The 23965-nt window shown below is 61.5% G+C and carries 22 protein-coding genes; 18 read left to right on the forward strand and 4 right to left on the reverse strand.

Going from position 1 to position 23965, the window contains the following annotated elements; all coding sequences use genetic code 11:
* Positions 1-18: 18 nt before the first annotated feature.
* The 14 genes from AC13QY_RS24710 to AC13QY_RS24775 all read left to right on the forward strand — a co-directional run bounded on the left by AC13QY_RS24710 (position 19) and on the right by AC13QY_RS24775 (position 18122).
* Positions 19-1116, forward strand: a complete 1098-nt coding sequence (locus AC13QY_RS24710) for an NAD(P)-dependent alcohol dehydrogenase (protein ID WP_221118345.1) — start codon at positions 19-21, stop codon at positions 1114-1116.
* Between the two features lie 10 nt (positions 1117-1126).
* The gene (locus AC13QY_RS24715; RefSeq protein WP_221118344.1) at positions 1127-1438 is read left to right on the forward strand and encodes a putative quinol monooxygenase; all 312 of its coding nucleotides are present in this window, start codon (positions 1127-1129) and stop codon (positions 1436-1438) included.
* A 73-nt stretch (positions 1439-1511) separates the two neighbouring features.
* Positions 1512-2777 carry an NAD(P)/FAD-dependent oxidoreductase gene (locus tag AC13QY_RS24720; protein ID WP_488494095.1) on the forward strand — a complete coding sequence of 422 codons (1266 nt, stop codon included), beginning with the start codon at positions 1512-1514 and terminating at the stop codon, positions 2775-2777.
* Positions 2778-2839: 62 nt separating this feature from the next.
* Entirely contained in the window at positions 2840-4720 is a 1881-nt protein-coding gene (locus AC13QY_RS24725) for a methyl-accepting chemotaxis protein (RefSeq protein ID WP_488494096.1), read from the forward strand.
* Positions 4721-4937: 217 nt separating this feature from the next.
* A complete protein-coding gene (locus AC13QY_RS24730; RefSeq protein ID WP_488494097.1) occupies positions 4938-5129 on the forward strand; it encodes a helix-turn-helix transcriptional regulator in 192 nt (63 codons plus the stop codon).
* Positions 5130-5418: 289 nt separating this feature from the next.
* On the forward strand, positions 5419-5595 hold the full coding sequence (locus tag AC13QY_RS24735; RefSeq protein WP_488494098.1) for a hypothetical protein: 177 nt from the start codon (positions 5419-5421) through the stop codon (positions 5593-5595).
* A gap of 183 nt (positions 5596-5778) precedes the next feature.
* Complete coding sequence (locus tag AC13QY_RS24740; RefSeq protein WP_488494099.1) at positions 5779-6807, forward strand: DUF3991 and toprim domain-containing protein; 1029 nt, start codon at positions 5779-5781, stop codon at positions 6805-6807.
* A 64-nt stretch (positions 6808-6871) separates the two neighbouring features.
* Entirely contained in the window at positions 6872-7480 is a 609-nt protein-coding gene (locus tag AC13QY_RS24745; RefSeq protein ID WP_488494100.1) for a DUF1419 domain-containing protein, read from the forward strand.
* 140 nt (positions 7481-7620) lie between these two features.
* Positions 7621-12714 carry a DEAD/DEAH box helicase family protein gene (locus tag AC13QY_RS24750; RefSeq protein WP_488494101.1) on the forward strand — a complete coding sequence of 1698 codons (5094 nt, stop codon included), beginning with the start codon at positions 7621-7623 and terminating at the stop codon, positions 12712-12714.
* 543 nt (positions 12715-13257) lie between these two features.
* Entirely contained in the window at positions 13258-15006 is a 1749-nt protein-coding gene (locus AC13QY_RS24755) for a ParB N-terminal domain-containing protein (protein ID WP_488494102.1), read from the forward strand.
* A gap of 94 nt (positions 15007-15100) precedes the next feature.
* Complete coding sequence (locus AC13QY_RS24760; protein ID WP_488494103.1) at positions 15101-15577, forward strand: hypothetical protein; 477 nt, start codon at positions 15101-15103, stop codon at positions 15575-15577.
* On the forward strand, positions 15574-15903 hold the full coding sequence (locus tag AC13QY_RS24765; RefSeq protein WP_488494104.1) for a hypothetical protein: 330 nt from the start codon (positions 15574-15576) through the stop codon (positions 15901-15903). The genes AC13QY_RS24760 and AC13QY_RS24765 overlap by 4 nt, the downstream gene beginning before the upstream one ends.
* A gap of 391 nt (positions 15904-16294) precedes the next feature.
* Positions 16295-16879: a hypothetical protein gene (locus tag AC13QY_RS24770; RefSeq protein WP_488494105.1), complete on the forward strand. Its 585-nt coding sequence runs from the start codon at positions 16295-16297 to the stop codon at positions 16877-16879.
* 316 nt (positions 16880-17195) lie between these two features.
* Positions 17196-18122: an ArdC family protein gene (locus AC13QY_RS24775; RefSeq protein ID WP_488494106.1), complete on the forward strand. Its 927-nt coding sequence runs from the start codon at positions 17196-17198 to the stop codon at positions 18120-18122.
* Between the two features lie 5 nt (positions 18123-18127).
* Here AC13QY_RS24775 and AC13QY_RS24780 read toward each other — a convergent pair whose 3' ends face one another.
* Complete coding sequence (locus AC13QY_RS24780; RefSeq protein WP_488494107.1) at positions 18128-18475, reverse strand: hypothetical protein; 348 nt, start codon at positions 18473-18475, stop codon at positions 18128-18130.
* A 316-nt stretch (positions 18476-18791) separates the two neighbouring features.
* Here AC13QY_RS24780 and AC13QY_RS24785 point away from each other — a divergent pair, with 316 nt between their 5' ends.
* The 4 genes from AC13QY_RS24785 (at position 18792) to AC13QY_RS24800 (ending at position 21002) form a co-directional block, all read left to right on the forward strand.
* A complete protein-coding gene (locus AC13QY_RS24785) occupies positions 18792-19103 on the forward strand; it encodes a DUF736 domain-containing protein (protein WP_488494119.1) in 312 nt (103 codons plus the stop codon).
* Between the two features lie 317 nt (positions 19104-19420).
* On the forward strand, positions 19421-19585 hold the full coding sequence (locus AC13QY_RS24790) for a hypothetical protein (RefSeq protein ID WP_488494108.1): 165 nt from the start codon (positions 19421-19423) through the stop codon (positions 19583-19585).
* Between the two features lie 324 nt (positions 19586-19909).
* Positions 19910-20401, forward strand: coding sequence for a hypothetical protein (locus tag AC13QY_RS24795; RefSeq protein ID WP_488494109.1), 492 nt, complete (start codon positions 19910-19912; stop codon positions 20399-20401).
* A 427-nt stretch (positions 20402-20828) separates the two neighbouring features.
* Positions 20829-21002 carry a hypothetical protein gene (locus AC13QY_RS24800; RefSeq protein WP_488494110.1) on the forward strand — a complete coding sequence of 58 codons (174 nt, stop codon included), beginning with the start codon at positions 20829-20831 and terminating at the stop codon, positions 21000-21002.
* Between the two features lie 32 nt (positions 21003-21034).
* Here AC13QY_RS24800 and AC13QY_RS24805 read toward each other — a convergent pair whose 3' ends face one another.
* The 3 genes from AC13QY_RS24805 to traG all read right to left on the reverse strand — a co-directional run.
* The gene (locus AC13QY_RS24805) at positions 21035-21292 is read right to left on the reverse strand and encodes a WGR domain-containing protein (RefSeq protein WP_488494111.1); all 258 of its coding nucleotides are present in this window, start codon (positions 21290-21292) and stop codon (positions 21035-21037) included.
* A 202-nt stretch (positions 21293-21494) separates the two neighbouring features.
* Positions 21495-22073, reverse strand: coding sequence for a thermonuclease family protein (locus AC13QY_RS24810; RefSeq protein ID WP_488494112.1), 579 nt, complete (start codon positions 22071-22073; stop codon positions 21495-21497).
* 287 nt (positions 22074-22360) lie between these two features.
* A partial coding sequence (gene traG / locus AC13QY_RS24815) for a Ti-type conjugative transfer system protein TraG (protein ID WP_488494113.1) occupies positions 22361-23965 on the reverse strand: 1605 nt, incomplete at its 5' end.

The raw sequence follows: 23965 nt of genomic DNA on the forward strand, positions 1-23965 counted from the left end.
GAAAGCAGGAGAGAAGAAATGGTCAAGATAACTGCGGCTGTTGCCGTGAAGCCGAAGGCTCCGCTGGAGTTCCGGGACCTGGAACTGGCTGATCCTGAAGGGAACGAGATCCTTGTCCGCACCGTCGCAACCGGTATTTGCCACACTGACCTGCTGCTGAGAGACGGCATCTTCGGCCCACCCGCTCCCGTCATTCCCGGGCACGAAGGAGTAGGAATTGTCGAGGCGGTGGGTTCAGATGTGCAGGGACTGAAGGTAGGCGACGCTGTCGCGCTCAGCCAGAGTTCATGCGGCTTCTGCCCCGACTGCCGGCGCTCGCATCCAATGAACTGCCAGAACTACACGCAGTACAACTTGACGGGTCTGCGGCCGAACGGGAAGAAAGCCATCGTATGTGACGAAGTGGGCAGCAATTTCGTCGGGCAGTCTTCCTTCGCGACCCACATACTGGCGACAGAGAACAACGCCGCTCTACTCCCCTCGGAAGGCTTTGACCTGACAAATGCCGCTCCGCTGGGTTGCGGCATGGCGACCGGGGCCGGCACCGTCATTAATGCCATGAAGCCGGAGATTGGTTCGTCGATTGTCATCTTCGGTGCGGGAGCCGTCGGCATTGCGGCTATCATGGCCGCCAAAGTCCGTCGATGCGGCAAGATTATCGTCGTTGATCTGAACCCGCAGCGGCTCGAGATGGCCAAGGAATTGGGCGCTACGCACGCCATCAATGGCAGGGACGCCGATGTCGTGGAGCAGATCCACGCCCTGACCGGAGGTGGTGCTGACTTCGCAGTCGAGGCCGTCGGTATCATTCCGGTTATCCTCAACTCCATCAAATGCACGCGGCCCGGCGGACATGTTGTTCTCCTCGGCCTTGACGCGCTCGGCAAAGACATTCCTATTCCGCTCGATCTCATGGTCTTCAACCGCAAGATTCAGGGCGCAATCCTCGGCGACCAAATCCCCCAGTTGTTTATTCCGCAGATGGTTCAGCTCAATCAGGCAGGCCTCTTCCCGTTTCAGAAGTTGATCACAAAATATCCATTCGAGAAGATCAACGAGGCTATCGCGGACGCAGAAGCAGGTCGCGTTATTAAGCCCGTCATCGTGTTCAATTAGGAGCCAGCCGATGTCGTCCACGAAATCCGCGGAACAGCACCTTATCGTCGAATTCAAGACCACGGCCCAGAACAGGGGTCGTGTGAAGGAACTGCTTCTGGAGTTTATCGGACCGGCTCGTGAAGAGACGGGATGCCTCTATTACGACCTGTATCAGCGCTCAGACGAGCCCAACACGTTCTACATTCTCGATGGCTGGGCGAACGAAGAGGCGGTGGCCGGTCACGGCAAGCATCCCAACGTGTTGCGCGTCCTGGAACCGCTCCTGCCACTGCTCGTCAGTCCCCCGTCCATCATTGTGAATAGCCGCGTCAGCGACTGAGCGCGCGGCGTCCATGGCTCGGCAGGAACAGCGCTTCCGCTGAGGCGCAACCCGTCCATATCTTGGAGTGAAAATGGCGCAACATCGCGTAGTGATCGTAGGCGGAGGCTTTGCGGGTCTCCAGCTCGCCAGGGACCTCAAATGCCCGGAAACTTCCATTACGATCATCGATCGGCGCAATCATCACCTCTTTCAGCCACTGCTTTACCAGGTGGCGACAACGGTGCTCGCGACGTCGGAAATAGCTTGGCCGATAAGGACGCTGTTCCGCGAACGGAAGGACATCTCTACGCTGCTTGGCGAAGTCGTCGGGATCGACGTGGCGCAACGCTCTGTATGGCTGAAGGGCGGGCATACGGTGCCGTACGACACTCTGGTCCTCGCCACTGGAGCACGCCACGCATATTTTGGGCGTGACGAATGGGAGCCCTTTGCGCCCGGCCTAAAGGCGCTCGAGGATGCGACAACGATAAGAAGACGCCTTCTTCTCGCATTCGAGAAAGCAGAATTGGAGGCTGACCCCGAGCGCAGGAAGGCTCTTCTGACCTTCAGCATCATCGGTGCCGGACCGACAGGGGTAGAGATGGCTGGCATCATTGCTCAGCTCGCCCATAGAATCCTTGTGGAGGAGTTCCGAAGCATTGACACATCGTCATCGCGAATTCTCCTGATCGAGGCTGGACCGCGCGTTCTTCCGGTTTTTCCGCCGGCCCTGTCCGACTACGCCAACAAGTCATTGACGAAGATGGGTGTCGAGGTCTGTACAGGCCGCCCGGTGACCGCCTGCAACGAAGACGGCGTGAGCATTGGAGACGAGTTCGTTCCGAGCCGAACGGTTATCTGGGCGGCAGGCGTTCAGGCATCAAAGGCCGCCGAGTGGGTCGGCGCGGAGCGGGATCGCGCAGGAAGAGCGCTCGTTGAACCAGACCTGACGGTTGCTGGGCACCCGGAGGTCTTCATCGTGGGTGACACCGCTTCCGTGCGAACGGAAGACGGAAATCAGGTACCTGGCATCGCGCCTGCGGCGAAGCAACAGGGAAAATATGTTGCCTCGGTCATCAAGGCGCGGCGCCTGCAAAAACCCGCGCCCGCACCATTCCGCTACAGACACCTCGGTAACCTGGCGACAATTGGCCCGAGCTCGGCTGTCATCGATTTCGGAAAACTCCGACTGAAGGGTTCGCTCGCTTGGTGGATATGGGGCCTGGCTCACATTTATTTCCTGATCGGCACTCGCAGCCGAATGGCCGTCGCGCTCAGTTGGCTGTGGGTCTTCACGACGGGACACCACTCGGCGCGCCTCATCACGCAGAAAGAGACGCTTAAAGACGAAGTCTGAGATCGGCAGCAGGCCGCGCGGCGATCGGCATGGGACCAACGACATACATGAGGGGATTTACTATGTCGTTTCTAGCAAATGTCAGCATAAAACTGAAAATGCTTCTGTTGGTGGCGCCCGTCTGCGCCATCGGCATAACCGGATTGACATTCGTATCGCTCAAATATCGGAGTGCCTCCCAGAGCTATGTAAGTTTCATCGCTGAGGACGAGGCGGCGGCTATTCAGATGGCGCGGGCGAGCCAGCGACTTACTGCGCTGAGCTACAACGCTTACCAGGTCATGTCCTATGACACCAAGGACCCGAACATCAAAAAATTCGCCCTTTATTATGAGAACAACAAGGCGAAATTGCTTTCCGAACTTCGCGCCGTCAAGAAGCTGGCTCCCGATCAGAAGGAGAGCATCGACGGTTTCATCTCTGCCGCCAACGGTATTCTGGAACTCACAAACAGAGCCGTTCAGCTGGCACTTAAGGGAGACACCGCAAACGCCAACGCTTTGCTGCGCCAAGCCGACCCGATCATAGCGGATCAGGTCCTTGCCGTGCGTGACTGGACTGATGGATTCACCAGCGCGACCGCGCTCAGGAGCCAGCAATTGGCGGATAGCGCCGATAAGACCAGCCTGTATTCGCTCGTTGCCATCGCAGCCATGTTTGCTTCGTTATTGGCGCTATCGATCTTCATAGCTTCGCAGTACGTGACGCTGCCATTGGTTCGCCTCAGGGATCGAATGATGTCCCTTGCGGATGATAACACGGACGACGAAGTGCCCGGCGAGGAGCGCCGGGACGAACTGGGAAGCATGGCCCGCGCGGTCTCGGTCTTCCGGAGGAATGCCATTGAGCGAGCACGGCTCGAACACGACAGCGCGTTGGTGCGAGAGGCTGCGGAAAGAGACCGGCAAACGCGCGAGAGACGTGACGCTGCCGACGCCGGCGCGGCAAAGTTCGCTGTAAGCACACTGGGAGCCGCACTTCAGCGGCTTTCCGACGGGGATTTGACCCACCGGATCGAAACACCTTTCAGGGCGGATCTGGATAGCCTTCGATTTGACTACAACGCCTCAGTGGAAAAGCTCCTTACCGCGCTGTTGTATGTGAGTCAAAATGCCCTTCAGATCGATAGTGGTTGTGAAGAAATTCGTTCAGCTTCCCATGACCTGTCTGCCAGAACGGAGCGGCAAGCGGCATCCCTTGAGGAGACTGCGGCCGCGGTTGGAGAGGTAACGTCTGCAATTCGCGACAGCGCGATACGCGCCGCCGAAGCGAAAGTCCTGGTCGCACAAGCGAAAAATGTTGCGGAGGCGTCTGGTGTCGTCGTTCGTTCTGCGGTCGAGGCAATGCGCAACATTGAAAAATCCTCGGATCAGATCACGACGATCATTGGGGTCATTGACGAGATCGCCTTTCAGACGAACCTTCTTGCCCTGAACGCTGGTGTTGAAGCTTCCCGCGCAGGCGATGCGGGACGCGGATTTGCTGTTGTGGCTCAAGAAGTTCGGGAGCTTGCGCAGCGATCTGCGACAGCAGCAAGGGAAATCAAGGAACTGATTTCCAGCGCAAGCGCGCAGGTGGAAAAAGGGGTAACCCTCGTGGACGAGACTGGAAGGAGCCTCGACCAGATTATTGCCGAGGTCACGGAAATCGATCGACATGTTGTGGCAATCGCCGGGTTGGCGCAAGAGCAAGCGATAACGCTTACAAACATCAACGCCACTGTCGGTTCAATCGATAACGAAACGCAAAAGAACGCGGCAATGGCGGAAGAGTCCGCCGCCGCAGGAAGCATGTTAGCATCGCAGGCCGAAGCGCTCACCGAGCTCTTGCGGCAGTTCAAAATTCATCAAACGGCGGCCGACGAAGCCAATGTTCCGGCATCCGATGAGGTAGCGGGTGCGGAAATTGTCATATTGGAGAATTCGCGTGTGCTACGCGCGTAGGTCATCCAAGGGGCGGAAAAAGGGTTGTGAAGCCTTCTCGTGGATGATGAGTGCGTTGCAGAAATCGTTCGGTTCCATAAAAAGTATTATGCGAGATGTTATAACATAACACAGGGAATGCGAATGGGGGAATTCTTTTCCCAAGCCTCCTCCCGAGGCGCCTTGGCTGCCGCTGGACAGGTCCTGGCGGCAGCCCTTTTGTCTCCGAGCGAGGCCGATGAAGCTGACGTCCGTTGAAGCAATATACCTCCGGTGGATATCTCAAGGCAGGAGCCTCGCTGAGATCGCGAGCATCGAGCGGCAACCCGCCGAGGAAATCCGGCAGAAGCTGGACGCGGTTTGCCGACGCCTCGGCGTTACATCGATCATCGAGGCGGTCGAAAAGGCGAAGTCCACCAATATCATCTAATCGCCAGGCGCCGATTGACCTGCCCGGGCCGGCACCTCCACATCAGGCGGCAATGTGGCACGTAAGCGGATGGCGCGCACCGACCGGCTTCGCCATGAACGGGTCCAATCCTGCTCTCTTTTGATGGCGTCCTGGCCCGTCTCCGGATCTTCCACGATCAACCCGCAAGGGGTCCGCTAGCAAGCTGCGGCCGCTTCGTCTCGCGCCTTCGCGGTGATCGCGCCCGAAGCCGGGCCTTTTGAGGAGCCATCGAGCGGGAATTGGCCCGCTCCAGGATGGAGCCCCTCAGATGTCGCACGATCTTTCCCTCGCACAGTCCCACGCCTTCCAGCTCTCCCGCGACCTGATGGTCCCGGTCACAGTCTTCGAAGTCGACGGCGAATACGGCGTCCTGCCCTCTGACGAGATCGACGCCGGCGACGATCTGGCAATCGTGAACGAATTCTTCCCTTGGGCGGCTCACTGAGCCGCCTTTCGCGCGGCTGCCGCTTGCGAGCGGCTGGCCGCAAGGGAGGCTTCGCCGCGGCCATCGTCCCGATCACTGCCAGATTCGTCAGTTGCCGGCCGCGCCCTTGCGGCCATTGCTCTTCGCGGGGATTTGAGCGGTGCCCCTGAGGCGATGGGCAAAGCAAAGGCAGGAGAAACGAGAATGAACAGACGAAAGATCGAGGATCTGCGCAGCCAGGTAAGGTGCGCCGCCGTGCTGGAGCAGGCGGGATTTGCGGTTGACCTAAAGGAGAGCACGCGTCGGGCCGTGAAGTTTCGACGCAACGGCGAGATCATCATCGTCACCCACGAGGGATGCGGCTGGTTCGATCCGCTGACGGACGCGAAAGGAGACGTGTTCACGCTGGTCGAGCACCTCGATCACGTCGGTTTTGTCGAATGTATCGCGAGGATTGCCGAGCTCGTAGGCTTCAAAACCATGGAACCGGAATGGCCAGGCCAAAGGCATCATAGGAAATCTGAAGGTTCCCTTGGAGATCGTTGGCGGGGACGGCGTCGCCCCTGCCTGGGCTCGGCGACATGGAATTACCTCCACGACGAGCGTTGCCTGCCGGCGCGGCTGCTCCAGGTGGCGATCAAGGGCGACATCTTACGGGAAGGACCGTTGGGCAGCATGTGGGCGGCTCACACCGATAATGGCGGCACTGTGACGGGGTGGGAGGCGCGCGGTCCGCAGTATCGCGGCTTCGCGTCGGGCGGAGCCAAAGTTCTCTTTCGTCTCGGACCGGAGGTTTCGTCGCGCCTCGCCGTCACGGAGGCTGCGATCGACGCGATGAGCCTCGCGGCGATTGAAGGTTCGCGTGAAGGCACCCTCTATCTCAGCACGGGAGGCGGATGGTCGCCCTCCACCGAGGAAGCGTTGCGGGAGGCGGCGGCCCGGCCTGGGGTCCAACTCGTCGCGGCGACCGACGCCAACGCCCAAGGCGACATGTATGCGGAACGGTTGAGGGCGCTTGCCGAGACTGTCGGCTGCGACTGGATGCGGTTGCGTCCGCCTATGGAGGATTGGAACGAAACCCTGAAGCAAAGAGAAAAGCGAAGGAGGGAAAGACGGGAGAAAGGCGTGCCGCATGCGCGCCGCCCGCATCAAGGGAGGCTTCGCCCGGCGGAGCCGGCCCTTGACACCGGCGATCGCGATGCCGGCGGCCCGGAAGATGTCTTGAAGGACTGAAGAGGATGGCAGGTCGAGAGGACACGGTCGCGCTTCGGTCCGGAAATCTCCGAAGGAGCCGCAGATGAATTCCTCTCCCGTAATCCGCAAAGTTTACCAGGGCGTCGCATGCCGCCACCAGATGTTTCGGATGTTCGACCGGCATGCGCAGCGCCCAAACCGATGGGACAGCGATGATGCCGAGGCGCTCTATGCTGGCGAATGGTTCGAGATCGACGAGGCCGGACACGACTACATGTTCGAGATCCTGCCGCCCCTCTGGATCCGTGGCTCGATTTTCGCCATGCGCGAATTCCTGACAGGCCGGGTGACGAGCGTGTTCTTTGCGCTCAGGATCGATCAGACGATCCGATATTTTCATGGCTACTGCGTTGTTTCGGAGAAGGATTCTGTCGAAGCAATGCGCGTCGCCATCATCGAGCGCGAAAGCCGCCCCGTGCGCATGATGACGCGTGAGGAGCGCCTCGAGCATATCTGGAGCAGCACCGCCGACCAATACCGTGGATATGCCGATCTCAGCTCGCCCGAAGCTTCTCGCGGCAAACGCACGATCGCATTCTACGGCGGCCGGGCCGGCAGCAGGCTGAGGATCCTTGAGGACCTCACTGATCAAGAGATAGCCGCCAAACTGCCAGTGCATTTGCGCAATCTCCCTTCCAAGGCCGCCGCCTAAGTCCGACGCCGGTCGCGATGCAGCGGCCGATCGCCCTTACTCCCCCCGCCTGCAGGACAGGTATTCCCATCATTCGCGCCCGCCAACTGCCCTTGATCGGCAAGACGACGGCGCTTTGCCTTCTCAACAGGAGTTCTTCGATGAGCAACGATCCTTTCACGCTCGATATGTTCGGCAGCAGCGCAGTTTCGTCCGGCCTCGGATTCGGAGTCACGGCCTTCGGAGGTTTTGCCGCCAATGATGACGAGCCGGATCCAACCCCGCCCGCTCCCGCTCTCAGCCAGCTCCAGCCGATTGCCAAGCCGCCGGCGCCACGTAAGCAAAGCGCCAACTTCTACCTTGATCAGGGCGACCGCGAGCTCGCCGGGTCCTGGAAGGAACGGGCGCGCATCAACGTTGCCGCAATCCTCACCGCCAATGAGCTCGTCAAGCACGATCTGCCGGCGACTCCAGCCGTGCAGGCGAGGCTCATCCGCTTCACGGGTTTCGGCGCCGGTGAACTGGCGAACGGAATGTTTCGCCGACCGGGCGACGCCGACTTCCGCGCGGGTTGGGACGACCTTGGCGGCTCGCTGCAGTCGGCCGTCAGCGAGGGAGACTATGCGTCGCTTGCCCGCTGCACGCAGTATGCCCATTTCACGCCGGAGTTCGTCATCAGGGCCATCTGGACGGGCTTGCAACGCCTCGGCTGGAGCGGCGGCCGCGTACTAGAACCAGGCATCGGCACAGGCCTGTTTCCGGCGCTGATGCCTGAAGCCTTCCGTGACAAGAGCTACGTCACCGGGATCGAACTCGATCCGGTCACCGCCCGCATTGTCCGGCTGCTTCAGCCGAAGGCGCGCATCATCAACGGCGATTTCATACGCACGGATCTGGCGCCCATCTACGATCTTGCGATCGGCAACCCGCCCTTCTCCGATCGGACGGTTCGCTCAGACAGGCAATACCGTTCGCTCGGTTTGCGGCTGCACGACTATTTCATCGCCCGATCAATCGATCTCCTGAAACCAGGCGCACTTGCAGCCTTCGTGACCAGCGCCGGCACGATGAACAAGGCCGACGGGACCGCTCGTGAGCACATCGCCAAGTCGGCCAACCTGATCGCCGCCATCCGGCTGCCGGAGGGCAGCTTCCGCCGTGGTGCCGGCACCGACGTCGTGGTCGACCTCCTCTTCTTCCGCAAACGTAAGTCCGGCGAGGCAGAAGGCGATCTCACATGGCTCGAAGTGGAGGAGGTTCGGCCCGCGAGTAAAGACGAGGGCGCGATCCGCGTGAACCGCTGGTTCGCGCGCCATCCAGAGTTCGTGCTCGGCGATCACGCCCTGAGGTCCGGCCCATTCGGCGAGACCTATACATGCCAGCCCCGTGCCGGCCAGGATCTCGACACAGCGCTCAAAGCAGTCATCGCTCTGTTGCCGGAGGACCTCTATGACGGCGAGCCGACCGCGATCGATGTCGATCTCGAGCACGAGCTCGGCGAGATCGTCGATTTACGCCCCGCCGAAGCCAAGGTCCGGGAGGGAAGCTATTTCATCGATGTCAGGCATGACCTCATGCAGGTAATCGACGGCGAGGCCGTGCCGATCAGGGTGCGCAAGGCCCGCAGCGGCGACGGGATATCGGAAAGGCACGTCCACATCATCAAGAAGCTGATCCCCATCCGCGACGCCGTTCGTGAAGTCTTGAAGGCCCAGGAGCTGGACCGCCCGTGGCGCGACCTCCAAATTCGTTTGCGGATCGCCTGGTCGACCTTCGTCCGGGATTTCGGGCCGATCAACCACACGACCATTTCGATCACCGAGGATCCTGAAACCGGCGAGGTGCGCGAAACACATCGCCAGCCGAACCTTCAACCCTTCCGCGATGACCCCGATTGCTGGCTTGTGGCCTCGATCGAGGACTATGACGTCGAGACAGATACGGCCAAGCCCGGCCCGATCTTTTCGGAACGGGTGATCTCGCCCCCTGCCCCACCCGTCATCACATCCGCGGCAGACGCGCTGGCGGTCGTGCTCAACGAACGCGGCCGCGTCGACGTCGAGCATATCGCGGAACTCCTCCACGCGGATGCCGACGCTGTGCTCGACGAACTCGGCGATGCTATCTTCCGCGATCCGGCCGATGGGTCCTGGCAGACGTCCGACGCTTATCTTTCGGGCGCAGTTCGCACGAAGCTCGCGGCTGCCGAAGCGGCCGCCGCACTCGACCCCGCCTTCGAACGCAACGTTCGCGCGCTGCAGGCGGTGCAGCCGGCCGACCTCCGCCCATCCGACATTATCGCCCGCCTCGGCGCCCCCTGGATCCCCGCCGCCGATGTCGTCGCCTTCGTCAAGGAAACGATGGCAGCCGATATCAGGATCCACCACATGCCGGAGCTTGGCTCCTGGACGGTCGAGGCCCGGCAACTCGCCTATAGCGCCGCCGGCACCTCGGAATGGGGCACGAGCCGCCGCCATGCGGGCGAACTACTTGCCGATGCTCTGAACAGCCGCGTGCCGCAGATCTTCGACGTCTTCAAGGATGCCGATGGCGAACACCGCGTGCTCAATGTCGTCGATACCGAAGCGGCGCGCGACAAGCTGCAGAAGCTCAAGGAAGCTTTTCAGAACTGGGTCTGGACCGATCCGGATCGGACCGATCGGCTGACGCGCGTCTATAACGACCGCTTCAACAACATCGCACCGAGAACGTTTGACGGTTCCCATCTCAAGCTTCCCGGCGCATCTGGCGCCTTTGTTCTTTACGGGCACCAGAAACGCGGGATCTGGCGGATCATCTCGTCAGGATCGACCTATCTCGCCCATGCCGTCGGCGCCGGCAAGACGATGACCATGGCAGCCGCGATCATGGAACAGCGGCGCCTCGGGCTGATTGCCAAGGCGATGCTGGTCGTGCCCGGACATTGCCTGGCGCAGGCAGCACGCGAATTCCTGGCGCTCTATCCAGCCGCAAACATTCTCGTCGCCGACGAAACCAATTTCAGCAAGGACAAGCGAGCTCGCTTCCTGTCGCGCGCCGCAACCGCGACCTGGGATGCGATCATCATCACGCATTCCGCTTTCAAATTCATCGCCGTGCCATCGGCGTTCGAACAGCAGATGATCCAGGACGAGCTGCAGCTCTACGAAGACTTGCTCACCAAGGTCGACAGCGACGATCGGGTCTCGCGCAAGCGGCTGGAGCGCTTGAAGGAGGGACTCAAGGAGCGGCTGGAGGCGCTAGCAACCCGCAAGGACGATCTTCTGACGATCTCCGAAATCGGCGTCGATCAGATCGTCGTCGACGAGGCGCAGGAGTTCCGCAAGCTCTCGTTTGCGACCAATATGGCGACGCTCAAGGGCATTGACCCGAACGGGTCGCAGCGGGCTTGGGACCTCTATGTGAAGTCGCGTTTCATCGAGAGCAAGAATCCCGGACGCGCGCTGGTGCTGGCCTCCGGCACGCCGATCACCAACACGCTTGGCGAGATGTTCTCGATCCAGCGGCTGCTCGGCCGCGAAGCCCTCCATGAGCGGGGACTGCATGAATTCGACGCCTGGGCATCCTGCTTCGGCGACACGGTCACCGAACTCGAGATCCAGCCGTCGGGCAAATACAAGCCGGTTAGCCGGTTCGCGTCCTTCGTCAATGTGCCGGAACTGATCGCCATGTTCCGCAGCTTTGCTGACGTCGTCTTGCCCGACGATCTCAAGCAATATGTCCGGGTTCCTGATATCTCGACCGGCCGGCGGCAGATCCTCACGGCCAAGCCGACGCCTGCCTTCAAAGCCTATCAGCAAATCCTCGACGCCCGCATCAAGGCAATCGAGATGCGGGAGGGACCGGCTGCGCCCGGCGACGACATCCTGCTCTCGGTCATCACCGACGGTCGTCACGCCGCGATCGATCTCAGGCTCGTCAGCTTTGCCAACGACAACGAGCAAGAGAACAAGCTCAATCTCCTGATCAAAAATGCATTCCGCATCTGGCAGGAGACCGCCCTAAATTCCTATGTCCGGCCGGACGGAAAGCCGTTCGAGCTGCCCGGCGCCGCGCAGATGATCTTCTCCGATCTCGGAACGATCAATGTCGAGAAGACCCGCGGCTTCTCCGCCTACCGTTGGATCCGCGACGAGTTGGTCCGTCTCGGCGTGCCTGCGCACGAAATCGCCTTCATGCAGGACTACAAAAAGACGGAGGCCAAGCAGCGCCTGTTCGCCGATGTCCGCGCCGGCCGGATTCGGTTTCTGATCGGGTCGTCTGAAACCATGGGCACCGGCGTCAACGCGCAACTGAGGCTCAAGGCACTCCATCACCTCGATGTGCCATGGCTGCCGTCGCATATCGAGCAGCGCGAGGGCCGCATCGTGCGCCAGGGCAACCAGCATGACGTCGTCGATATCTTCGCCTATGCCACCGAAGGCTCGCTCGACACCTCGATGTGGCAGAACAACGAGCGCAAGGCGCGCTTCATTGCGGCGGCGCTCTCCGGCGACACCTCCATTCGCCGCCTTGACGATCTCGGCGAAGGCGCCGCCAATCAGTTTGCGATGGCCAAGGCCATTGCGAGTGGCGACGAGCGGCTGATGCTGAAGGCCGGGCTCGAAGCCGATATCGCCCGGCTCGATCGGCTGCGTGCCGCCCATGACGACGACCAATATGCGGTCCGTCGCCAGATGCGCGATGCCGAACGCGATATCGAGGTTTCGACCCGCCGCATCGGTGAGATAAGTCAGGATATCGAGCGTCTTGTTCCGACCGCGGGCGACGCGTTCGCGATGACCGTCACCGGCAAGCCTTTTGATGAACGGAAGGATGCGGGCCGCGCACTGATGAGGGAAATTCTCACCCTCGTCCAACTGCAGCAGGAAGGTGAGATCGTTCTGGCGGCCATCGGCGGGTTCGATCTTGTCTTCGAAGGCGAGCGTTTCGGCAAGGGTGACGGCTATCGCTACACGACTATGCTGCAGCGGACAGGCGCCGACTATGAGATCGACCTCTCCATCGCTGTGACGCCGCTCGGCGCCATCTCCCGGCTTGAACATGCTCTGGATGGTTTTGCGGAGGAGCAGGACAGATATCGCCAGCGTTTGCAGGAGGCCGAGCGACGGCTCGCTTCCTATCGGTCTCGCGAGGGCGGCGTGTTCGCGTTTGCGGCTGAACTTGCCGAAAAGCACCGGCAGCTTCGGGAGGTGGATGCCCTGCTCTCCGCCAAGGCGCGCAATAACACCGAGCTGGATGCGGAGGCCGCGTGACACATCGCGACCATCGATGGCCGAATTCGGGTGCGGTGCGCCAATCCATAGCTGCATTGCACAATAAATGTTTTCCGTCTGGTCAATATTCGGGCATATTGCACGTAGCTGATGCACATGGCGGTTTCTCCCAGTGCCGCCGCAGCAGCTGTTCCCCTCTGGAGGTACAAATTACCTTCACACTTCATGGGCCGCGATTTTCGCAGGCCCATTTTTTTGCCCGACGTGCGTCCCTCCCCCGCGGGGTGGGCCAGGCAGCCTCATGCCGTTTCCCGGTCGAAAAGATTGAGAAGCGAAAGGAGGAAATAACCGGGTCGCAGACCGGTCCTCCCGCCGCCGCTTACGCTCAACCGCCGCCTCACCATCCCGGCCGCTCGTCCTTCGCAAGGCGCTGCGCACCCTGCTCGTCCCGCGCAGCAGGGACGCTCGCCCGCAGTTGCGCCCGTCGGGCCGCCCTGCCGTCCGGAAGGTGTCTTCGGGAAAAAGAAGACATGAGAAGGACCGGCAGAGGGCCGGATCCGCATCCAATGGAAGGAAAAGGTCATGCAGCTCGTGAAGGTCGATCCCCGCCTCTTGAAAGAAAATTCCGACAGGACTCGTCAATCACCATCCTCGCCGCAAGCCGATGCGCTGATGCTCGCCACGATCAAGGCTGTGGGGCTCGTCCAACCCCCGGTCGTCGAGTCGGAGAAGAATGGCGGCAACGGATATATCATCGACGCCGGGCACCGGCGTGTGAGGCTGGCGATCGCCGCCGGACTGGAAGAAATCGACGTGTTGGTGGAAGAGCCATCGAACGATAACGGCGCCATGCGCTCGATGGTCGAAAACATCGCGCGTGAACCGCTGAACCCGGTCGACCAGTGGCGTGGGATCGAGCGCCTCATCGATCTTGAATGGACCGAAGACACGATTGCCATCGCGCTCGCCCTGCCCGTCCGCCAGATCAAAAAGCTGCGGCTTCTGGCGAAGCTCCTGCCGGCAATGCTCGATCAGATCTCGCTGGGCGACATGCCGAATGAACAGCAGCTTCGAACGATTGCCGCCGCAGGCATTGAGGAGCAAGGCGAGGTGTGGAAGGCCAACAAGCCGAAGAAGGGTGACACCGCGCAGTGGTGGTCGATCGCCAACGCGCTGACCAAGAAGCGGATGTACGCCAAGGACGCGAGTTTCGGCGATGACCTGGCGGCTGCCTATGGCATCGAATGGGTCGAGGATCTGTTCGCACCGGCCGATCAGGACAGCCGCTACACCACCAATGTCGAGGCTTTCCTCGGCGCCCAGCATGAATGGATGACGAACAATCTCCCGAAGAAGGGATCGATCGTCGAGGTCAACAATTATGGCCAGCCGACACTGCCGAAGAAGGCGGAGCAGGTCTATGGCAAGCCCCAGAAATCCGATCACGCCGCCATGTATCTCGATCGTGACGGTAAGGTGAAGACAGTCCATTATCGATTGCCGGAGGCCAAGAAGCCGAAGGGCAATGACGCGGCGCCAGCCGCTGCTGGCAATGAGGCGGATGAAGAACCGATTGTGGGCTCGAAGCCCCGTCCTGATGTCACGCAGAATGGGCTCGACATGATCGGCGACTATCGCACCGACGCGCTTCACGAAGCTCTCGGTCGCGCGCCGGTCGAGGACGATATGCTGATGGCCTTGCTCGTGCTCGCCTTCGCCGGCTTGAACGTCCGTGTCGACTCCGGTGCTGGCGGAACATTCTACGCCGGCGCCCGATTCAAGCGACACGCCGCGAGTCTCCTCGACCAGGACGGCAAGCTGGCCTTCGACATCGACACCTTGCGCGTCACCGCTCGTGCGGTGCTGATCGACGTATTATCGTGCCGGCGAAACGCGTCCAATAGCGGCGTGATCTCTCGGGTTGCCGGCGAGGCGATCGGCGCCGATGCGTTCCTGCCTAATATGGGAACGGAGGATTTCCTTGCATGCCTCTCCCGTCAGTCGCTCGAAGCCTCGTGCGGTGGCACCTCCGTGCATCCGCGTGCCCGGGTGCGCGAGACGCGGGCCGCTTTGGTCGACCATTTTAAGGAAGGATACTTCGTGCACCCGGCGGCGCTCTTTGCGCCCGACCCGAAAGGACTTGCGGAGCTGATCAAGCACGGCGAGGTCGCAGACGACGATAACCGAGCTTCACATGAGCCTCCGGATGCATCCGCCAACGATCTCACGGCGGACGCGGATACTCGCCTGCGTGACGACCAGATGCCCAACACGGTGGAAGACGAAGCTTCGGGCGACGAAGAGACCGCCTACGGCATCGCGGCGGAATAGCAAGGCTTCTCATCTTCCGATCGACAATCCGCCGCCGCCCACCACCGGCGGCGGTTCTGTTTTCAGCCATCGCAGAACCCAACGGAGGAACCCTATGTCTGCGTCACTGATCTACGATCTCGCTCCCGTCGGCTCTATTGTTGCCTGGTCGGACGGCACCCCGCGTCCGCCCGAGCGTTTCAAGAAAAAGCTGGCCGCCTGGCAGACCCACAACAGCAAGGGCCGGCTGATCCGCAAGGAAGGCCCGCGTACATCGGGCAATTACACATCCCCACCGAGCTTCACTCTGCATGAGGCGGACTTCGGCGGAAAGAACGTCATCTTGCTACGCATTCATCGCACGTTCGGCATCGATTCCAATCTCGCGTTCAAAGTGCTCGAACGTCCGCCGGCCGGGTCGGTGCGCATCTTCAATCGCGCCGGCGAGGCTGGCGAACTCGTTCATCTCGCCGAAAGCCGCGAGGCTGCTCAGGCTTGGCTTTTAAGCCATGGCTATCCTCACGCGGTGCTCGAGGAGGTATCGCCCAACGAGGTGGCCGCCGATCAGGTGGAGGGGAGGACTGCCGCATGAGATCGTCCAATCCGCGGCCACTGCTTGCGACCATGGAGGCGGCACGCCGTCAGATCCATCAACATCTCGAACTCGTGCATCGGCAGATCGCCGGGCGGGCCGAACGCCTGACGGTCACCCAGAAAGCGAAATCGCGGTCGCATCGTCGTGGCCGATCCAACTGGACCCCTTCCGACGAAGAACTCTTTCGCGAACACCTCGACCGCCTGACCTTCGAGCGCCGTGGTGAAATCGAAGCACTGTCGCGCAAGCTGGCGCGGCCGGATCGGGCGCTGGCAGCGGTCCGCGACAAGCTCGGCGAGAATGTTGGTTGTGCGGCGGCTTAGTCGGGTTCAATCAGTTAACGGCCGACGGAACAGTACCGTAAGAGAATGGGACCGGCAGCGGGCATAGGCCTCGTCTCCTGAATTCCGATCTCCAGTCTCACCTGCCGACCCATGCCGGAGCGCCCTTCGGTTTGTCACGGTCGTAAGCCGGCGGCCGGTCGTTTCAAGGCCGCTTTCGCGCCGCGGATCGCGGCCTCCTCCCCCTCCCTCGCAAGACGGCTTCGCGGCCCGCGCAGGGTTCTATCCCGCTTGTCCGCAAACCCGTCCCGCTCGCTCATGGGCTCCGGACCTCTGAAAGCGCCCGTCTTTCACCGGCTTTTTTCGACCGCACCGAAGGGCGTTCCGGCAAGAGGCCAACGCGAGTCTTCGGAGAAACCGGAAAGGAACTCAGATGGCCAAGCCCGCAACCAATCGCCAATCCGCCCGCGTCGTCCAGCTCCGCAAGGGCGCCACCATCGAAATGGTCCGGCTCGCCTGCCCCGATGCCGCCCAGGCGATCAAGATCGCCGAACGTTTCGGCACCGCAGTCGTCGACAGCGACGGCATCCGCGACCAGCATGAGCGCCTGATCATCGAAACCGCTGACACACTCAGCGAAGGTCTCGGTGAGAGGGCGATGCAGATCCACCTTCAGCGCATCGTTGGCGCCTTCGTCGGCTCGGCCCACGGCGCCGGCCAGTTCTACTCCCGGGCCGTGACCGAGGCGCGAGACGCCACGGCAAAAGCTGCAAATGATGCTCGTGACGAGGATCTCGACGGGCCGGTCGGCTACGACAGCGCCGCCCAGCGCAAAAGGGAATTTGCCGCCGACATGGGCGTCCAGGCTCACGCCCTCTGGATGGCGGCCGAAGGCGCCGTCGCCGCGTACGAGCAGGTCGTCGGCGAAACTTGGAAACCCTTCGACCGCCCAGTCGACCAACCCGGCGCATCGCTCGACCGCAAAGCGGCAGCGGCGCAAATGGCGGCGTTCGAATAAGTCGCTCATCGGCGGGGCTTCGGCCCCCCTCTCACATTGATGATCTGGATTGGCTGGCCCCTGACAGGACCGGCCGTTTTCGTGTCGCTACCAGGCCCGTAGGAAGACCCAAACAGCAAGGCGAAGAAGAGGGCGTCGCCAGGCGTCCCCGTCCCGTTCGTCGGACCTGCAGGAGCCGCCGGCAAGCAGCAACGGCTTCGCCGTCCTCCACTTCGTTGCGGCCCTTCTGGTGCAGCTTCCCGCCTCAATGCTCCTGCCATCGGCCCTCCGTGACGGGACCGCGATGGGCGCGGCCTCCTGAATGGAGGTTTTGAAAATGAGCAGTAAACCAGCAAATGAGCGCGCTGACATCTATGCGCGGATCACCGACAAGATCGTCAAGGACCTGGCGAAGGGTGTTCGCCCGTGGATGCAGCCTTGGAAGGCGGCCAACGCGAATGGCCGGATTACCCGGCCGCTCCGCCACAATGGCCAGCCCTATAGTGGCATGAACGTGCTGCTTCTCTGGTCGGAAGGGATCGCGCGGGGATATTCCTCGCCCATCTGGATGACATTTAAGCAGGCGCTCGAAGTGCGCGCCGCCGTCCGCAAAGGCGAAACAGGCACGACGGTCGTGTTTGCAAGCCGCTTCACCAAGTCCGAGGCGGACGATCACGGCAACGAGGTCGAACGGGAAATCCCATTCCTCAAGGCGTACACAGTCTTCAACGTCGAGCAGATCGACGGACTGCCGGATCACTACTGCCACCGCCCTGCTCCCGTTCTCAATCCGGTCGAGCGCATCGAACATGCCGACCAATTCTTCCGCAATACAGGTGCCTTGATCCGGCACGGCGGTAACCAGGCCTATTATTCACCGGGCACCGACCATATCCAGATGCCGCCTTTCGAGACGTTCGAAGATGCTGCTGGATACGTGGCCACGCTCAGCCACGAGGCAACGCATTGGACGGCGCCGGCGGCGCGCGTCGGCCGCGATCTTTCTCGCTATAGTAAGGACAAGACTGAACGAGCGCGTGAGGAACTGATCGCCGAACTCGGAAGCTGCTTCCTTTGCGCGGATCTCGGCATCGCGCCCGAACTGGAGCCGCGCCCCGATCACGCCTCCTACCTTCAATCGTGGCTGACCGTTCTCTTAGGCGACAAGCGGGCGATCTTCCAGGCGGCTGCGCATGCACAGCGCGCCGTCGCCTATTTGCACGGTTTGCAGCCTATTGAAGCCGAGGAGAAAGCGGCGGCCTAGCGAAATCAGAGCCGGTTGTTGTCGTCGCCAACGACCGAATACTCTTCCTGCTGTCGTTCTGCGGGCAGGTTCTGATCAGGCGCCAGGTCCAGCTTACCCCAGATCGAGGTCTTCCGGTCGGTGGTTTTCGTTTTTCGAGACTGCTTGATTTCGACGATAAACGGCTTTGTCTGTTGACGCATGAATTCCTCCAGGCGACGAATCGCGCGCTCACGATATCCCGTTGGCGACAGGAGGCAACTGCCCGGTCGGCTGGTCGTCATGCCCGCATTGATGCTGCGACTTGAGGCAGTGCAACGGCTCGTCATGTCAGAGGTTTCGGTGCGGGAGCGTGGTGACGAGGCCGCCATCATCATATTCCTCCCACCGCTGTTGCCGGCGCGTCCTCCGCGGCTCGATGAGGCATGTCTGATCGGAGAGCGGCTTCGCCTCGATCGTCCTCCCGCAACTGCCTGCCGCAATTTTCTGACCCCTGTCGGAACCTACCCCACTCGCCAGGTCGAGTGGGGACCCCAGGTTGCCGCCATTCCTCGCCAACTAACAAAATTGCGACTTGCCGCCCTCCACGCTGTTCCGGCCCTATGGGTGCGGTCCGATCGTCCCCGATCCTTGCGACAGCCATCGAGGCCGCGAAGGGCGCGGCCCGAAACCAACGAAAGGAACATGACAATGGCAACCATCGGCAACTTCACCACCACCGAAACTGGCTTCAACGGCTCGATCCGCACTCTCGCTCTCAACGTCAAGGCCCGTATCGCTCGCGTCGAGAATCCCTCCGACAAGGGACCGCACTACCGCATCTACGCCGGCAATGTCGAGCTCGGCGCCGCGTGGCAGAAGCGCTCCGGCGAGACGGACCGCGACTATCTCTCGGTCAAGCTGGACGACCCGAGCTTCCCCGCCCCGATCTACGCGACCCTCACCGAAATCGAAGGCGAGGATGGTTATCAGCTGATCTGGTCCCGCACTAACCGGGACTGAGATCCGGGATGGCCCCGCTCACCAAGGCGGGGCCAAACGGCCCGATTGGCAAAGCGGTAACAGGCATCGAGCCCGTTACCGCTTTTCTGGTGCCATACGAACCGGAAATGTCTGCTCAGATAACCGATTGTGCCGTGGCGGGATGGCGGCTTCAAGGACGAACGGTTCCCCCAATTTTCCGGCGCCGGCCTGAGCCCGTCACCAGAAAATCGGCTCCCCCGGTCGCCGCCGCTGGCGGTCGCTTGCGCGATCCCTGACCCCGCCATCCCACCACGCCCCGCGTCGTCGTCTTTCACCAACTCAAGGAGATCAAGACGATGACGATCGAACAGCACATCGAGGAACTGCGTGCCGAACTCAACAATACGCTGGATGCTGCCGAGCGTCGTGAGATCGAGGCAGAGCTTCAGCTCGCCGAGGCGGATCTGGCGGTCGCGCTTGCGGAACAGGACGGCGTCATCGAAGCCGGGCCGCCCTTCTGAGGGAGGCTCTTTCTTTCGTCTGATGAGCCGGTCCGCCGGTTCGACCGGCCGGTCCGGCTGTCAGGAATTTCATCCCTCGACACTCCCGCCGGCTCACGCCGGATACGGTCGCGACCCCTCTCGGGCCCGCGGGTCTCTTCTCTCTCTGCCGTCCGATTTTACTCCAGCAAATCCGGCGTCAAGGACGGCGCGGTCTCCCCCAATTTTTCCGCCGCCGGGCTCTGGAAAAATCGGCTCCCCCGCTTGCGAGCCGCGTTCCGCGGTCCCTGACCCCTCTTTGCAACGGAGCGGCCGATCTCCGTCATCGACGAAGGAGATCACATTATGACAACCGATCTGAACCTTATGCTCTACACCAAGCTTGCCGGCTTCCGGCTCGTCGTCCTCGCAAACCGCTTCGGCTGCGACACTGATTTCTCCCGAGAACTTCATGATCGCTTGGTCGATGGGCTGGAAGCTGGGATCGGCCGGTTGCGTATCATCATGGCGCTGGAGCGGAGTGTGCTCGCAGGCGATTATGAGTTCGCGGAATATCAGTTGGAAGGTGAGACCGAGATTTTCGGGCGCTTCACCATCAACTTGCTGGACGAGCTCGAAATTGATTTCGACACGCACGAATATCGGATCAATGGCGGCGATTGGGTCATCGCTTTGACGGCAGACTACACTGGCGTCGATCTCGACTATCCGGAACTGGTCTCCCTGACCGAGGACGAACTCGGCTCACTGGCGCCGATCATCGAGGACATCACACGCGAAACTGGAATTGGCATTTACGCAGCGCGCGCCGTTCATGCCTGGTGGGAAGGATCCTGACCGGTCCTCCAGTCGCAGTCCCGATTCATCGAGGGGCGGCCAAAGCGGCCTCTCGACTTGAGCTGACCGGCGAAGTCGCGGACGACATTTTCTCCGTGCACGGATCGGTAGCGACGTGGATCGCCAACGGGGCGACCATGAGCACGTCGAATCTATCCGGGATATCCGCTAGCTCCAAGGCTCCGACGTAGCGACGAGCTGCACGGCTCCTTTCGACCATGCTGACATCTCTCATCGGGGATGTTGCGGCCCGTTCGTCGTGACGCAACCTGCCGGCGCCAGAATTTTCCCCGCCGCTTTGCAGCTCCTCGCGGATCAATTCAGTCGGCGCCAGGTCCTCCACGTCCGTTTCGGCCCCATGGGTGCGTCCCTCCTATCCGGTCCGCTGTCTATCCCCGCGATATCAGCAAATCGAAAGGAGATTTTCATGCAACAGCTCGCTCAATTCCTCGCCTCCACCGGCCGCCGGCTCCGTGCCCTCGGCAAGGTGCTCAGCCACTTCTTCCGCAAGGGAAAGCTTGGCCTGAAGCTCGCGATCAAGATCCCGTTCTTCGTCGAGATCGAAGTGTCGTTCGAGACTGACTCGCGCCGGCGCCGATGAGGGATTGCAAGGCCCGCTTCGGTGGGCCTTGTTCAATTCGTCAGCCGGGCGCGGGGCCGGTATCCGCGCTTTCGTTTCTGTCGCAGCAGATCGAGAAAGAGCCGGACCGCTTCCTCCTCCCGCCCGAAATGATGGACCATCATCTGTCCCCTGGTGCCAATTCGGCCCCACTTGCGAAGCAGGCATACCTCCCCAAACAGGTTCGCCTCGATCGACATGGCATAGAAGCGGGCCATGTTCATTGAAGCGTCCGAGCGTTCGACATAGAGATGGTAGGGTTGCGAGATCATGGGGACCAGGATCGCCGATCCCGGCAATCGCGTCCAACGACACTTATGAATCAGTCGGCGTGGATCGATTCACGCCGGTGATGATATGCGAGATGCGGCGGAGGGCTTGGGCGAGACGCCTTCGGCGCACGGCTCTACTCACTATGCTCACGGAGCCCGAAGACGGTCTCCGCCCATGCGGGTGACGATCCTCTCGCGGGCGTCAGTCGCACCAGGGGTGTCTTGCGCCATCCCAGCGCCTGGCGAGGCCCTCGTCGATCAGTTTCTCGCCGAGCGAGCGCCCGGACCGCGTGACGGTACGGAGCTTGCGGCCATACTTGTCTTCGTCGCGGAACCCGGCTGAAAGCGAGAACTTGCCACTATTGAGCAACGCCAGCAGTCGCGCTTTCGCGGCCTCACCTTTGATCCTTTCCACCTCGCAGCGCGGTGGGCTGAGTTCCGGCGTGTCGATATCGGCGATGCGGATTTTCTCGCCCTCGAACCAGAACGTATCGCCGTCGACGACGCAGTTCACATGGCGATCGGCGCCGCAGATCAAAAACGTGGCCGACAGCGAATCTGATGTCGGCGTGTCGGCCGCCGCCAGGAATCCGGGAAAGTTGCCAGCGCCGCCGAAGACAAACCAGCCTCCCATGGCAATTACCATGGCGCAGACGATGCCGACCAATGGTGTGCGCGGGCGGCTCGGCCCCGATCGGGGCGTTCGCTGCCCACGACGTCGATCGTTCCCGCCGCCGGACTTCCGCGGCTTGCGGAACGGAATCACGTTGGTTTTCGTCACCCTTGCTCCTCTCCTGATCGTCTCAACCTATCCCGGCTTCGGTTTCATCTGCGTTTACGGGCAGGTGGCTCAATGCGGTGTGCGAGGGCGCGGGCGCAGTCGGTCCCGCCTCCCCTATCGGGCCACTATGTTGAGGCTCCTGCGGCTGCGCTGTTTCCGCTCCTCGCACGACGAGAATTCCCGAAATCCCGCCCTCCGGGCGGACGCTCACGCTGATTTCTCCGATATTCTTCATTTTCCCGGATCGGCCTTGCTCGTTGCACTGCGCGCCGGCGCGATCGGACGAGCTAGGGTTGCTTCTGCGCTTCATGAAATCTGTTCGTTCCGACGCAGGACTTCATATCGTGGCGCCGAAACCAGATCGCGCGACCGCATCTGAGCGGCGCGTTGCTGGCCGTGAATACGATCTGTTCGTCGGCGCGCATGCGCAGGACCTCATGCGGCTGGATCAGCGGGCGCGCCGCAAGTTGCTTCGATCGTGTGCGCGACGATCCCCTCGCCTGGGAACTGCGGCTGACCTGGTCGATTTCGACCGTCGTCATACCGCAACGGCGTGAGATGTAGTCCGCCGTTTCCGGATCGTTGATAGCCGCAAACGAGATCCAGCTCGCGCTTTCGAACCACTTGCTCGAGGCATCGCGTCCGCCATAGGTCTCGCGCAACTGGCCGATCGATTGATAGATCATTGTCAGCGTGATCCCATACTTGCGGCCGGCATCGCGTGCAGTCTCCAGGATTCGCATGTAGCCAAGACGCGCGACCTCATCGAGAAGAAAGAGCGCTCGCCCGTGGATCGATCCATCACGGTTATAGATCGCGTTGAGGAACGAGCCGATGATGACCCTGGCCAGGCCGGCATGGGTCTCAAGCGTCTTCAGGTCGACGTTGATGAAGACGTCGGTGTTGCCGCCGGCGATGGCGTCGGTTGCGAAGCTTGATCCCGAGACCAATGCCGCATAATTTGGGTACGACAACCAATGCGTCTCCTTGATCGCGTTGGCGTAGACCCCGCTGAACGTCTCCGGTGTCATGTTCACGAAGGCTGCGACGTTCTCTTTGACGAAGTCGGACTTGGACTCGTCATAGATCTCCTGCAATCGCTGGCGCAGTTTCGGTTCGGGCTCGGCCAGATTGGCACGAACCTGACGAAGGGTTTGCCTCTCCTTTTCCGTATGACCCGACAGGCAGACGTCGGCGATGATCGCCGTCAGCAGTTGCAGTCCCGACGCACGGAAGAAGTCGTCACGCACTCCCTGCGCCCGCCCGCTGTCGCTCATGATCCATGAGGCGACGGAGGCGATATCCTCTTCCTTGGTGCCGCCGAAGCGGCCAATCCAGTCCAGCACATTGACGCCGATGTCGGGGCGTTTCGGGTCGAGCACGAAGACGTCGCGGCCGGCATTACGCCGATGATCGATGACCATCGGTGCGACTTCATTGGAGGGATCGAGGACGATCAGCGAGCCGCCCCACTTGAGCGCAGTCGGGATCGTCACCGATGTCGTCTTGAAGCCGCCCGAGCCGGCGAACGCGATGCCATGGGACGAACCGAACGAGCCGTCGAAACACAGGAGCGGCGACTTGCCGCCGCCGCCCCATGTTTCGGCGTTGTCCGCGCGAAAGGCGAGCGCAGCCGTGCTGTCGCGGTCGACACGATATCGTTCGCCGATGACGATGCCGCCCGTATCGGGAAACAGGTTCGCTGCCTCCTGTAATTTCATCCAGTCGGCTTCGCCGTGCAGGGCGCGTTTGCCGCTGACGCGTTTCGGTTCCGATCGCGCGAAAGCGGCGTTGCCGACGATTGCAACGCGCAAAGCGAACCCAACGGCCAGCGCGGCCGCGACGCCCCCGACCGCCGTGGCGGGATCCGTATAGGCCAGGATCGTCTGCTT

It is taken from the genome of Martinezella sp. CNPSo 3795, from assembly GCF_057784475.1.